Annotated in this window: 15 protein-coding genes; 9 read left to right on the top strand and 6 right to left on the bottom strand. The window is 59.5% G+C overall.

Annotated features, from left to right (window positions below):
• Positions 1-5 precede the first annotated feature (5 nt).
• Positions 6-548 carry a DUF2937 family protein gene (locus JKA62_RS22620; RefSeq protein ID WP_201819563.1) on the top strand — a complete coding sequence of 181 codons (543 nt, stop codon included), beginning with the start codon at positions 6-8 and terminating at the stop codon, positions 546-548.
• Between the two features lie 34 nt (positions 549-582).
• On the opposite strand, the gene JKA62_RS22615 is transcribed toward JKA62_RS22620, so the two are convergent.
• Positions 583-1494, bottom strand: a complete 912-nt coding sequence (locus tag JKA62_RS22615; RefSeq protein WP_201819560.1) for a LysR family transcriptional regulator — start codon at positions 1492-1494, stop codon at positions 583-585.
• Between the two features lie 146 nt (positions 1495-1640).
• Between JKA62_RS22615 and JKA62_RS22610 the strand changes: the two genes are divergently transcribed.
• The 4 genes from JKA62_RS22610 to JKA62_RS22595 are packed head-to-tail and all read left to right on the top strand — an operon-like array spanning position 1641 to position 5352.
• Complete coding sequence (locus tag JKA62_RS22610) at positions 1641-2927, top strand: MFS transporter (RefSeq protein WP_102685983.1); 1287 nt, start codon at positions 1641-1643, stop codon at positions 2925-2927.
• A 60-nt stretch (positions 2928-2987) separates the two neighbouring features.
• Positions 2988-3740, top strand: a complete 753-nt coding sequence (locus tag JKA62_RS22605; RefSeq protein ID WP_011332937.1) for a 5-oxoprolinase subunit PxpA — start codon at positions 2988-2990, stop codon at positions 3738-3740.
• Positions 3737-4441 carry a 5-oxoprolinase subunit B family protein gene (locus tag JKA62_RS22600; protein WP_201819558.1) on the top strand — a complete coding sequence of 235 codons (705 nt, stop codon included), beginning with the start codon at positions 3737-3739 and terminating at the stop codon, positions 4439-4441. The genes JKA62_RS22605 and JKA62_RS22600 overlap by 4 nt, the downstream gene beginning before the upstream one ends.
• Positions 4438-5352 (top strand): biotin-dependent carboxyltransferase family protein, encoded by a 915-nt coding sequence (locus JKA62_RS22595; protein WP_201819557.1) that lies wholly within the window; start codon positions 4438-4440, stop codon positions 5350-5352. The genes JKA62_RS22600 and JKA62_RS22595 overlap by 4 nt, the downstream gene beginning before the upstream one ends.
• 36 nt (positions 5353-5388) lie before the next feature.
• Here JKA62_RS22595 and JKA62_RS22590 read toward each other — a convergent pair whose 3' ends face one another.
• Together JKA62_RS22590 and JKA62_RS22585 are read right to left on the bottom strand one after the other, a co-directional pair.
• A complete protein-coding gene (locus tag JKA62_RS22590; protein WP_007956512.1) occupies positions 5389-6567 on the bottom strand; it encodes a vWA domain-containing protein in 1179 nt (392 codons plus the stop codon).
• A gap of 12 nt (positions 6568-6579) precedes the next feature.
• On the bottom strand, positions 6580-7425 hold the full coding sequence (locus tag JKA62_RS22585) for an AAA family ATPase (RefSeq protein ID WP_007911294.1): 846 nt from the start codon (positions 7423-7425) through the stop codon (positions 6580-6582).
• A 201-nt stretch (positions 7426-7626) separates the two neighbouring features.
• Here JKA62_RS22585 and JKA62_RS22580 point away from each other — a divergent pair, with 201 nt between their 5' ends.
• Both JKA62_RS22580 and JKA62_RS22575 read left to right on the top strand, forming a co-directional pair.
• A complete protein-coding gene (locus tag JKA62_RS22580; protein ID WP_201819556.1) occupies positions 7627-7857 on the top strand; it encodes a DUF4160 domain-containing protein in 231 nt (76 codons plus the stop codon).
• Entirely contained in the window at positions 7845-8345 is a 501-nt protein-coding gene (locus JKA62_RS22575) for a helix-turn-helix domain-containing protein (protein WP_041475170.1), read from the top strand. Before JKA62_RS22580 ends, JKA62_RS22575 begins: the two co-directional genes overlap by 13 nt.
• Here JKA62_RS22575 and JKA62_RS22570 read toward each other — a convergent pair.
• Positions 8342-9418, bottom strand: a complete 1077-nt coding sequence (locus JKA62_RS22570) for a DUF748 domain-containing protein (RefSeq protein WP_201819555.1) — start codon at positions 9416-9418, stop codon at positions 8342-8344. The two genes, JKA62_RS22575 and JKA62_RS22570, sit on opposite strands and share 4 nt — an antisense overlap.
• Before the next feature lie 128 nt (positions 9419-9546).
• On the opposite strand from JKA62_RS22570, the gene cysK reads away from it, so the two are divergent.
• Both cysK and JKA62_RS22560 read left to right on the top strand, forming a co-directional pair.
• Positions 9547-10521, top strand: a complete 975-nt coding sequence (gene cysK, locus JKA62_RS22565) for a cysteine synthase A (protein WP_011332943.1) — start codon at positions 9547-9549, stop codon at positions 10519-10521.
• A 187-nt stretch (positions 10522-10708) separates the two neighbouring features.
• On the top strand, positions 10709-11647 hold the full coding sequence (locus JKA62_RS22560) for an aspartyl/asparaginyl beta-hydroxylase domain-containing protein (protein WP_011332944.1): 939 nt from the start codon (positions 10709-10711) through the stop codon (positions 11645-11647).
• Between the two features lie 44 nt (positions 11648-11691).
• On the opposite strand, the gene JKA62_RS22555 is transcribed toward JKA62_RS22560, so the two are convergent.
• Both JKA62_RS22555 and JKA62_RS22550 read right to left on the bottom strand, forming a co-directional pair.
• Positions 11692-11871 carry a hypothetical protein gene (locus tag JKA62_RS22555; RefSeq protein ID WP_146615304.1) on the bottom strand — a complete coding sequence of 60 codons (180 nt, stop codon included), beginning with the start codon at positions 11869-11871 and terminating at the stop codon, positions 11692-11694.
• A gap of 48 nt (positions 11872-11919) precedes the next feature.
• Positions 11920-12453 carry a hypothetical protein gene (locus JKA62_RS22550; protein ID WP_011332945.1) on the bottom strand — a complete coding sequence of 178 codons (534 nt, stop codon included), beginning with the start codon at positions 12451-12453 and terminating at the stop codon, positions 11920-11922.
• Positions 12454-12725: the final 272 nt, after the last annotated feature.

The raw sequence follows: 12725 nt of genomic DNA, 5'->3' as shown, positions 1-12725 counted from the left end.
CCCCCATGTTGCTCAGTTATCTACGGCTGGTGTTGTTTGCGGCGGGCCTGTTGATCGGTGTCCAGGTGCCGGGCTTCATCAACGATTACGCCAAGCGGGTCGAAGCGCACCTGATCGAGGCGCAGACCAGTCTGCGCGGCTTCCAGGGCACCGCCGAGCAGTTCTTCAAAGGGGATATCCAGGCGCTGGTCGCCCATTACCGTGCCAGCGAAGATCCGGTGTTTCGCAGCGATGCCGACAGCTTGAGCACTTTGCTCAACCGTCAGCTGGCGCTGGACAAGCAATTCCAGGCGATGCAGGGCCCGTGGTACATCCGCTTCCTGCAGGTGGTGCTGGCCGCCGACCCGGACATCCGCAAGGAAACCTGGAATGGCTACAGCTACCAGATCCTGCTGACGCCTGAGGCGATGATCTGGGGCATGAGCGGCGCGCTGCTGCTGTCGTTCGGCCTGGAGTGCCTGTTCCGTCTGATCGACTGGGTGGTGCTGGGCGGCAAGCGCCTGCGCCAGAGCCGGCCGATCGAAGACCGGGATGTGCGCGGGCTCTAAGCTTCGATGCATCGTTCCCACGCAGTGGGAACGATCAACTTAAAGCGATGTAATCCTTGCCCACCTTGCGCGCATATTCCTCCAGCACCTGCTGACACAGCGTCACAATCTCCTCGACCCATTCCACACCGACCCGCCACGACACCACCACCTGCAGGTTCGGCGGACGCTGTTCGATGTCGAGCAGGGTCAGTTCGCCCCGCGCCAGCTCCTCGGCCACCAGCACCGGCGGCAACGCGCCAATGCCGAACCCGTCGCGTAACAGCCGGGTAATCGCCGACACCGAATTCACACAGTTCAACCGTGGCGCCAACACACCTTGGGCCTGCATCAACGCCAGGATGTCCTGGTGCGGCCGGGAGTTTTTCGAGTAGGTGATGATCCGTTCCTGGGCCAGGTCGGCGAGGCTTTGGTAATCGCGGTTGTAGATCGAGTTGCTGGCGACGATCCAGCCGATGGGGTGGCTGGCCAGTTCCAGGCTGCGCACGCTTTCCTGGCGCACCAGATCGGTTTGCAGGATCAGATCGAGAAAGCCTTTTTGCAGCTGATCGCAGAGGTTCAGCGAGGTATCCGCCACCAGCTCGATTTCCACCCGTGGGTACAGATCGGTCATCTGCGCCACCAGCGGGCTGAGCCAAGTGTGGATCACTGTGTCCATCACCCCGATGCGCACCCGGCCGACCTTGCTCGAACGGGTTTCGATCGACTGCTTCAGCGCCTGCATCGTGTCGAGCATCTGCTCGGCATAGTCCAGCACTTTCAAACCTTCGGGCGTCAGGCTGACGCCGCGTGAATCACGCAGGAACAGCTTCACCCCGAGCTCGCCTTCGAGCACCGCGATCCGGCTCGAGATCGAGGCCTGAGTGGTGAACAGCTTGTCGGCGGTCAGGCGAAAACTTTTCAGCCGGGCGACCCAGACGAAGGTTTCGAGAAACTTCAGGTTCATGGCAACAAATTTTTCTTATGTCTTGGGCGGGTTTTTATTCGTTGGACGCGACCGGGTGACGCACCCAAGAATCGACGCATCCGGTTCCCACGATAGGCGTCGTCGGAGCTTCGAACAAGACCAATAAAAGCCTGCGGAGACATGCCATGAGTGCGCCCGACACCCTCGACCTCCCCAAGACTGCGGCCCGTCCCGGCCCGTTCGACTGGTATCGCAACATCAATCAGCAGGAGCGCCGGACCTTCTGGAGCTGCAAGATCGGCTACGGTCTGGACGGCATGGACACCCAGATGCTCAGCTTCGTGGTGCCGACCCTGATCGCAATGTGGGGCATCACCACCGGCGAAGCCGGCCTGATCCACACCAGCACCCTGATCGCTTCGGCCATCGGCGGTTGGGTGGCGGGAATTCTCTCCGACCGCATCGGCCGCGTGCGCACCCTGCAACTGACGGTGCTGTGGTTTGCCTTCTTCACTTTCCTTTGCGGCTTTGCCCAGAACTACGAACAGCTGTTGATTGCCCGCACCTTGATGGGCTTCGGTTTCGGCGGTGAATGGACCGCCGGTGCGGTGCTGATCGGTGAAGTGATCCGGGCCAAGGACCGCGGCAAGGCGGTGGGCATGGTGCAATCCGGCTGGGCCTTGGGTTGGGGCCTGACGGCGATTCTGTATGCGCTGCTGTTTTCGGTGCTGCCACCGGAAGACGCCTGGCGCGCACTGTTCATCCTTGGCATCGTGCCGGCGGTGTTCGTGATTTTCGTCCGCCGTCTGGTGAAAGATCCGGAGATCTACCGCGAAGCCAAGGCCAGACAAACCCCGGAAAGCCCTTCGAAGTTCTACGAGATTTTCGCCCCCGGCATGCTCTTCACCACGATTCGTGCCTCGCTGCTGACCACCGGCGCCCTCGGCGGTTATTACGCGATTACCTCCTGGCTGCCGACTTTTCTGAAAAACGAACGCGGTTTGAGCGTACTCGGCACCGGCGGTTATCTGGCGATGGTGATCATCGGTTCCTACGCCGGTTATGTGATCAGCGCCTATTTGACTGACCTGTTGGGCCGCAAGAAGAACTTCATCCTGTTCGCCGTCGGCTCGTTCACCATCGTTCTGCTCTACACCCAATTGCCGGTCAGCAACGGCGTGATGCTGTGGCTGGGTTTCCCGCTGGGCTTTTTCGCCTCGGGGATTTTCAGTGGGATGGGCGCGTTTCTCACCGAGTTGTTTCCAACCCGGATTCGTGGCTCGGGGCAGGGCTTCTGCTACAACATCGGTCGGGCGCTGGCGGCTTTGTTCCCGCTGCTGATCGGCCTGCTCAGTCAGAAGGTGCCACTGAGCGTAGGCATCGGTGCCTTTGCGGCGGTGTCCTACGGAGTGGTGATCCTCGCGGCGTTGAGCCTGCCGGAAACCCGTGGCAAGCAACTGGACGCGCAGTAACTGATAACCTGCGACAACGCCCTACGATAAAAAAAGACAAAAGCTACAGGAGTGTTCACCATGAGCCGCCTGCTATTGAACTGTGACATCGGCGAGAGCTTCGGCAGCTGGACCATGGGTCTGGACGCGGAAGTCATGCCCTTCATCGACTGCGCCAACATTGCCTGCGGTTTCCACGCCGGCGACCCGAGCATCATGCGCAAGACCGTCAGCCTGGCGTTGAGCCACGGCGTGAAGATCGGCGCGCATCCGGCCTATCAGGATCTGGTGGGGTTCGGCCGACGTTCCATGGCCTACACGGCCCAGGAACTGCAGGACATCCTGCATTACCAGATCGGCGCTCTCGACGGCATTTGCCGTGCCCAGGGTGGCAAAGTCAGTTACGTCAAACCCCACGGCGCGATGTACAACGACATGATGGCGAACCCGGCGCAGTTGCGCGCGGTGATTCAGGCCGTCGTGGCTTACGATCGCAGCTTGCCGTTGATGCTGATGGCCACCCGCGACAACACGGCAGCCCAGCAACTCGGCGACGAATACGGCGTGACGCTGTGGTTCGAAGCCTTCGCCGACCGCGCCTACGACAGCGCCGGCCGACTGGTCTCGCGACAACTGCCGGGCGCGGTGCACCACGATTGCGAAACCATCATCGGGCAAGCGCTGACCATCGCCCGTGGCGACAACCTCACCGCCAGCGACGGCAGCGCGCTGCACCTGCAAGCCAACACTTTGTGCGTGCACGGTGACAACGCCAGCTCAGTGGCGGCCGTGCAGCGCATTCGTCAGGCCTTGAACGAGCAGAGCGCGCCATGAATCCGCGGGTGGAAGTGGTGGCGCTGGATTGCCTGATGCTGCGCTTGTTCGATGAAATCGCCGAAGCCAACATGCCGTGGATGCTCGCCGCCAGCGAGCGGTTGCGCGCGGTGTTCGGCGAACATCTGATCGATTTGGTGTCGTCGTACACCACGTTGATGGTGCATTACGATCTGACCGCGTTGAGCCCGAATCAGGCGCGGGAGTTGATCGCCGAAGCGCTGATCGACCTGTCGCCGAATGCGCGTATCGGCGGCCAGTGCCATGTGCTGCCGGTGTGGTACGACCTGAGCGTCGGACCGGAATTGAGTTTGCTGTCTCAACGCAGCGGCTTGGCAGTAGAGGAGGTGATCCGCCGCCACAGTGCCCGTGAATATCAGGTGTTCGCGCTCGGATTCGCACCGGGGTTTGCCTTCATGGGCCTGGTGGAAGAAGTCCTCGCGGCGCCGCGTCTGAATACCCCACGCAAGAAAGTCGCCGCCGGCAGTGTCGGCATCGCCGAGCGTCAGACAGCGGCGTATCCGGTGGTGTCCCCCGGTGGCTGGAACCTGATCGGTCGCACGCCGGCAAAGTTGTTCGACCGTGAACGCGATGGCTACAGCCTCATGCAACCCGGCGATACCGTACGTTTCGAAGCGGTAAGCCATGCCGAATTCATCCGCCTCGGCGGTGACGACACGCCTCTGGAGGCGCTAGCATGAGCCGACTGACGATTGAAGCGAGTACGCCGCTGTGCCTGTTGCAGGATGCCGGCCGGTTTGGCGTACGGCATCTGGGCGTGACCCAGGGTGGCGCGGCGGACTGGCGGTCGATGGCCTGGGCCAACTGGCTGCTGGGCAATGGCCTGGACTTGCCGGTGATCGAAATTACCCTCGGCGGGTTCACGGTGGTGGCTGAAGAAGATTGCTTGCTGGCATTGGCGGGTGCCGATCTTGGCGCGCAGATCGACGGTGAGGCGTTAGCGCCGTGGCGCAGTTTCAAACTGCGTAAAGGGCAGACCTTGACGTTCACCCAGCCGTTGCTGGGGGCTCGGGCCTATCTGGCTGCGCCTGGCGGTTTCAGCGCGCCGCCAGTGTTGGGCAGCAGTGCCACGGTAGTGCGCGAAGAACTCGGCGGGCTCGATGGTTTTGGCCTGCCGCTGGCCAAGGGCGCTTCGCTGAGTTATCAGGGCGAAACCTTGCTGGTGCGCGAGGTGCCGGCGGAGCATCGACCGGATCTGCGCCTTGACGCACCGCTCGATCTGGTGCTCGGCGCGCAGATCGGTCAGTTCAGCGGGCAGAGCCTGTTCGATGCATTCAACAGTGCCTGGACGCTGGACAGTCGTGCCGATCGCATGGGTATTCGTCTGTTGGGCACGGCGTTGCAATATCAGGGTAAACCGATGATTTCCGAGGGCATTCCGCTGGGGGCGGTGCAGGTGCCGCCGGACGGGCAGCCGATCGTGTTGCTCAATGATCGGCAGACCATTGGCGGCTATCCGCGATTGGGAGCGTTGACACCGTTGGCGTTGGCCCGCCTGGCACAGTATCTGCCGGGGTCGAAGGTCAGGTTGCGCCCGGTGGTGCAGGAAGTGGCACACCGGGAACACATCGAATATCTGAAGCGCTTTTGATTGTTCCCCCGCCGCTGGCGGGGGAGCCGTTGCGGATTACTTGGACAGAAACCGCATCCCTTCTTCCAGCCCGCGCAACGTCAGCGGATACATCTGATCCTCGATCAAATCCCGCACGATGTTGGTCGACGAGGTGTAGCCCCACGTATCTTTCGGGTACGGATTGATCCAGATGAGCTTCTTGTACTTCTCCATGAAGCGCTGCATCCACACGTAACCCGGCTCTTCGTTCCAGTGCTCGACGCTGCCACCGGCCTGGGTGATTTCATAAGGCGCCATGGCGGCGTCACCGATGAAGATCACTTTGTAGTCGGCGCCGTACTTGTGCAGCAGGTCCTGGGTCGAGGTGCGCTCGGAGGTGCGGCGCATGTTGTTCTTCCACACCGACTCATAAATGAAGTTGTGGAAATAGAAGTACTCCAGATGCTTGAACTCGGTCTTGCAGGCCGAGAACAGTTCCTCGCAGATCTTCACGTGGGCGTCCATCGAGCCGCCGATGTCGAACAGCAGCAACAGCTTCACCGTGTTGCGCCGTTCCGGGCGCATCTGGATGTTCAGCAGTCCGGCGTCCTTGGCGGTATGGTCGATGGTGCCGTCGATGTCCAGCTCTTCCGCCGCGCCCTGACGCGCGAATTTGCGCAGGCGGCGCAGGGCGACCTTGATGTTGCGGGTGCCCAGTTCCACGGAGTCGTCGAGGTTTTTGTACTCGCGCTGATCCCAGACTTTCACCGCTTTGCCCTGGCGTTTGCCGGCATCGCCGACCCGAATGCCTTCCGGGTTGAAACCGCCGGAGCCGAACGGGCTGGTGCCGCCGGTGCCGATCCATTTGTTGCCGCCGGCGTGGCGTTCCTTCTGTTCTTCCAGGCGTTTCTTGAACTCCTCGATCAGCTTGTCCAGGCCGCCGAGGGACTGGATCTGCGCGCGTTCCTCGTCGGTCAGCGAGCGCTCGAATTCCTTGCGCAGCCAGTCTTCGGGGATCAGCGCCTGCAAGTGGTCGTCGAGTTTTTCCAGGCCGTTGAAGTAGGCGCCGAACGCACGGTCGAACTTGTCGAAATGCCGTTCGTCCTTCACCAGAATCGCCCGGGACAAGTAGTAGAACTCGTCCATGTCGGCGAAGGTCACGCGCTGTTTCAGCGCGTTGATCAGGTCGAGCAGCTCGCGCACCGACACCGGTACCTTGGCTGCACGCATTTCATTGAACAGGTTGAGCAACATGGCGTCAGCCTCTTAGCGGGTGCCGCGACGGCTCATGAACGCCAGGCGCTCAAGCAGTTGCACGTCCTGTTCGTTCTTCACCAGTGCACCGGCCAGCGGCGGGATGGCTTTGGTCGGATCGCGTTCGCGCAGCACTGCTTCGCCGATGTTGTCGGCCATCAGCAGTTTCAGCCAGTCCACCAGTTCGGAGGTCGAAGGCTTCTTCTTCAGGCCCGGCACCTTGCGCACGTCGAAGAACACGTCCAGCGCTTCGCTGACCAGGTCTTTCTTGATGTCCGGGTAGTGAACATCGACGATCTTCTGCAGGGTGGTGCGGTCGGGGAAGGCGATGTAGTGGAAGAAGCAGCGGCGCAGGAAGGCGTCCGGCAGCTCTTTCTCGTTGTTGGAAGTAATGATGATGATCGGACGCTTTTTGGCCTTGATGGTCTCGTCGATCTCGTAAACGTAGAACTCCATCTTGTCGAGTTCTTGCAGCAGGTCGTTGGGAAACTCGATGTCGGCCTTGTCGATTTCGTCGATCAGCAGAATGACCCGCTCTTCGGACTCGAACGCTTCCCAGAGCTTGCCCTTCTTCAGGTAGTTGCGCACGTCGTGGACTTTTTCATTGCCCAGTTGCGAGTCGCGCAGACGGCTGACCGCATCGTACTCGTACAGGCCTTGATGGGCCTTGGTGGTGGACTTGATGTGCCAGGTGATCAGCTTGGCGCCGAACGATTCGGCCAGTTGCTCGGCGAGCATGGTCTTGCCGGTGCCCGGTTCGCCCTTGACCAGCAGCGGCCGCTCCAGAGTGATGGCGGCGTTGACCGCCAGCTTCAGGTCATCGGTGGCGACGTAGGCCTGGGTGCCTTCGAACTTCATCTGCTAATCCTCGAACGGTAACGCCGACCTGAACGGGCAGGGCGGGGGCGAAATAATCGGATGCCCGACTATAACGCGCGGCCCGGTCGACTGTGAACGCAGACGGCTTATTCAGTCTCTGAATGGGGCGTCACATGTTGACTCAGTTTCGGCACGAGGCCAGTATTTCAGGTATCGCCGATTTGGCGATAGCCTTCGGGCATGACTACCAAATACCGATTTCGCGAAAAATACCGCATTCAGTTGCGCGAGAAGGATCACCCGCCACCCCATGTTCACCTGACCGGTGGTGGAATGGATGTGATGCTTAGCCTGGAAACCGTCGAGGTCATGATGGGCAAGGCACCGCCACTGATCATCAAGGAAGCGTTGGCGTGGGTTTCGGCCCATCAGACGCAATTGCTGGAGGACTGGAAACGATGTTACCCATGAAGCGGCCACGATTGGCCGCAGTGCAGGCTGCTGGCGATGCTTGCCTGTCGCTGACCTTTATTGATGGCCAACGGCTGAACCTGGATTTGAGCCGCGATCTGCAAACCTATCCTGGGCTCGCTCCGCTACTGGACGCTGAAGTGTTCGCAAGCGCTGAGTTGGGTGACGACGGCTGGAGCGTGGAGTGGCTGGAGCCGGATATCCAGATTGGTGCCGATACCTTGTACCGGGACGCGCTCGCGCAAAATGCGCCCGACGAAAACACACGGATTTTCATGGATTGGCGCGCTCGCACCGGTCTACCGTTGAATGAGGCGGCCGAAGCGTTGGGTGTCAGCGCCCGCAGCATCAGTCGCTACAGTAATGGTCGGGAAGCGGTGCCGCGATCATTGGCCCTGGCCTGTCTGGGTTGGGATTCGTTGCAGGAGAAGCCTGCACTGATCGCGGCAGAGGATACCGGGCACTACATCGTCAACCGAAAAACTTAGCCCGCATCCGGCTTCGGCCGTTCATACCGGGCATTGAAGGCCTGGATGAACCCATTGCGCAAAATCTGCAAAAACGCTTCGAACGCGTTGATATCTTGCTGGTGCACGCTGCCGCTGAGTTCGACCCGGGTGGCAAACTGGTTTTTGCCCTGGTTTTTCAGCACGGTTTCGGTGCCCCCGACCAGCGCTTCCCAGATCGAGCGGAAGATCCCCTTGTTCTTGTTCTCGACATCCTGGTGCCAGTTGAAGACGTCGACGTCGCGCAGCAGCGGTTTGATGTAGCCCTTGAGCTGGCCCTTGTTGGCGGCGGCTTCGATGACCACGTCGCCGCGGCCGGCGTTGAAGTCGAATTTGCCGTAGGTCGAGGCGAAGTCGTTCATGCGCTTGAGTTCAATGTCGCGGGCCCGCAGGCGAAATTCGAAGTCTTCGAAATTGCTCAAGGGGTCGAAGGTGGCTGTGGTTTCCAGCGGGGCATGCCCCAGCAGCAGAGCCTTGCCTTCGAAGCGAGCGTCGCGTTTGCCCTCCTTGTCGACCACGTTGGTCAGGTTGTAAATGCTGGCGTCGACGTTGGTTGCATTCATGTTTACCGGTGGTTTGGAGTTGAAGTTGCGAAAGCTGATCCGCCCATCGCTGATCTGCACTTCGTCGAGCGTGATAGGCAACAGTTTGCCCAGTTGCTCACGCCAGTCGGTGCCCTGACCGGTCTGGGAGTTCTGCTTGTTGGCACCACCATCGACGAAGTTCACCTGAGGTTTAAAGAATTTCACCTGTGCCACAACAGCATGGTCGTACCAAAGCGAGTGCCAACTGACAGACAGGTCGATAGCCGGCGCATCGACGAATGGCACCGGCACCTTGCCGTCGGCCTTGACGATTTTCAGGCCATTGATCTTGTAGGCCCCGCGCCAGAGCGCTAGGTCCACGTCGGTGATCTGGCCGCGGTAATCGCCCATGTTGGCCAGTTTGTCATTCAGATAGTCGTGCACCAGATAGGGCAGGGCGATGTGCAGGGCGATCAGCAGAACAACGGCAGTGGCAATAGTCCACAATGGCCAGCGGTAGCGACGCTTCATGGCAATAGATCCCGAACGGTATAAGGCGGTTGACTGCCGCCTGCCGCAGACGTTCGACCGAACTGGACTGAAAAAGGCAACAGGCTTACCTTGGAGAGCTGAATTCAACGCTGCACAAGGACCCAGCCATGAGCCGTATTTTTGCTGACAACGCCCATTCCATCGGCAACACGCCGCTGGTGCAGATCAACCGCATTGCGCCCCGTGGCGTGACCATTCTGGCCAAGATCGAGGGTCGCAACCCGGGCTACTCGGTCAAGTGCCGGATTGGCGCCAACATGATCTGGGACGCCGAAAGCAGCGGCAAACTCAAGCCGGGCATGACCATCGTCGAGCCGACCTCCGGCAACACCGGCATCGGTCTGGCCTTCGTGGCGGCCGCTCGCGGTTACAAATTGCTGCTGACCATGCCGGCCTCGATGAGCATCGAGCGGCGCAAGGTGCTCAAGGCGCTGGGTGCCGAGCTGGTGCTGACCGAACCAGCCAAAGGCATGAAAGGCGCTATCGAAAAGGCCAACGAAATCGTAGCCAGTGACGCGGGCAAATACTTCATGCCGGCCCAGTTCGATAATCCGGCCAACCCAGCCATTCATGAAAAGACCACCGGCCCGGAAATCTGGAATGACACCGATGGCGCCATCGATGTGCTGGTGGCGGGCGTCGGGACCGGCGGAACCATCACCGGCGTGTCGCGGTATATCAAGAATACGGCAGGCAAACCGATTCTGTCGGTGGCGGTGGAACCGGTGTCTTCGCCGGTGATTACCCAGGCGCTGGCAGGTCAAGAAATCAAGCCGAGCCCGCACAAGATTCAGGGCATCGGTGCCGGGTTCGTGCCGAAGAACCTTGATCTGTCGATGGTTGACCGGGTCGAGTTGGTGACGGATGACGAGTCCAAAGCCATGGCCCTGCGCCTGATGCAGGAGGAAGGGATCCTGTGCGGTATTTCCTGCGGTGCGGCCATGTCGGTGGCGGTGCGTCTGGCGGAGACGCCGGAAATGCAGGGCAAGACCATTGTGGTGGTGCTGCCCGACTCCGGTGAGCGTTATCTGTCGAGCATGCTGTTCAGTGATCTGTTCACCGATCAGGAGAACCAGCAGTAAGTGGCGTGTTGATTCAGGTCAGCCAGGGTTCAGGATCGTTATGTTAATAAGTGCTTTGTTGCGCAATTCTTAACACTGAATCTTGAGTCGGGCGGGTTTTTCCCGGAGCCGGTAGTGTTTATCATGGCCGGCCGCCATCTCGGGCAAATGACATGGCGTGGCGTTGTCTTATTTCAAGGAGTTGTTGATGACCTTTTCGTTAGCCGCCAAGGTGTCGGTGTTGCTGCTGTTTGTGGGCAGCATCCTCTACGTGCATTTGCGCGGCAAGGCGCGTTTGCCGGTGCTGCGGCAGTTCGTCAACCACTCGGCGCTGTTCGCCCCGTATAACGCCTTGATGTACCTGTTCTCGGGCGTGCCGTCCAAGCCGTATCTGGATCGCAGCAAGTTTCCGGAACTGGACGTTCTGCGCGATAACTGGGAAACCATTCGTGACGAAGCCATGCACCTGTTCGACGAGGGTTATATTCGCGCCGCCGAGAAAAACAACGACGCCGGTTTCGGCTCGTTCTTCAAGAAAGGCTGGAAGCGTTTCTACCTCAAGTGGTACGACAAACCGCTGCCTTCGGCCGAAACTCTGTGCCCGAAAACCGTGGCGTTGGTCAGTGCCATTCCCAACGTCAAAGGCGCGATGTTCGCGCTGTTGCCGGGTGGCAGTCATTTGAACCCGCACCGCGATCCGTTCGCCGGTTCCCTACGTTATCACCTGGGCCTTTCGACGCCGAACTCCGACGACTGCCGGATTTTTGTCGACGGTCAGGTCTACGCCTGGCGCGACGGTGAAGACGTGATGTTCGACGAGACCTACGTGCACTGGGTTAAAAACGAAACCGAACAAACCCGCGTCATCCTGTTCTGCGACATCGAGCGGCCGTTGAGCAACCGCCTGATGACCCGCATCAACCGCTTCATCAGCGCCTGGCTGGGCCGTGCCACGGCACCGCAGAACCTCGACGACGAACGTGTTGGCGGGATCAACCAGGCTTATGCGTGGAGCAAGAACTTCAGCGACAAGTTCAGTGGTGCGGTCAAACAGTGGAAACGCCGCAATCCGAAGGCCTACCGCGTAATGCGGCCGGTGCTGGCGGTGGTGGTGTTGACGTTGCTGGGGTATTGGCTATTTGGTTGAGGCTGGATTTAAAAGCATAAAAAACCGCTCTTTTGAGCGGTTTTTTATGCGGGGAAGGTAAAGGATGCGCCGGCGAGAACACCTCCCGGCTCCTCCGCTGCTGGATTAGCCAATGCCTCTCTGATTCGGAGTAACTCCTTTTCAGATAATTCTCCAGCAGAGCGCTTTCCTTTGGCCCTGGTCAATTTGGCGCCTGGCGCTTTGTTCTCAGCAACAGCTTTCATGGCGTCTCCGGCGTTGATCATTTAATGAACAGTGATCCGATACTAGACTTAGTCAATGGGCTTCACAAGACGACCTTCCGAGTCCAACTCAAACCCCAGTTGCCGATAAAGCGGTATTACTCCGGGAACAGGCTCCTGAATTTCGATTTGCTTGCTGCCTACGATTCGCGCGAAGTGCGTCACGGCGGTCAATGCAAATGTTGCGATTCGGCTCTTGAGCGGGTGATCGTTTCCCGGCTTTCCTTCCAGGCGCACGATTTTTACTCTCAATCGGCTCTGGTTCGGATTCGCAAAGCAAAGTCCGCATAGCTCATGATCAAACCAGATTGCTAAATCGAATCCCAGTGGTTCTCTGGCCTTCCACCTGACAACTTCCTGCCAGGAGAAATAAGGGTCCAGCCATTGTTCATAGGCATTCAGTGCCAAAGCGTCGATAGCTTCGAAACGAACTCTGGAGTGATCGACATCTACGATCCCTTTTTGCTTCAGGTCTTCCTGCAGCTTTGCGAAGGTGATGCCCGCGTACTTCCTGGCTTGCGATTTGTACAACTGATACCGCAGATGATTACGTTCCCTTGGCATATGATCTCGCGCATTCCATGTCCCCCATCAATGGTCGTTGCAATTGCAAACGAGCCTATGCGCCTGCCTCCTGCCTGTCGCTACTGGCCCTTTGTCCAATTCATTGCAATCCATGTCGCGGGCTGGTTATAGTCGGCGCTCGTGAGTCCCACGACTCACCTTTCAACCCTTCAAAAAAGATCAGCCCAGATGCCTGCATCCCTCATCAACGCGGTAGTCGATTCAGCGGTCAACGCTGGCGTCGTGCCGTGCGGGAATCAGCAGCCTGTGCA

The organism is Pseudomonas sp. B7, from assembly GCF_016735645.1.
Lineage (GTDB): Bacteria > Pseudomonadota > Gammaproteobacteria > Pseudomonadales > Pseudomonadaceae > Aquipseudomonas > Aquipseudomonas glycinae.
The sequence above is the reverse complement of the archived record's forward strand: the minus strand, read 5'-3'. Positions and strand labels throughout refer to the sequence as shown.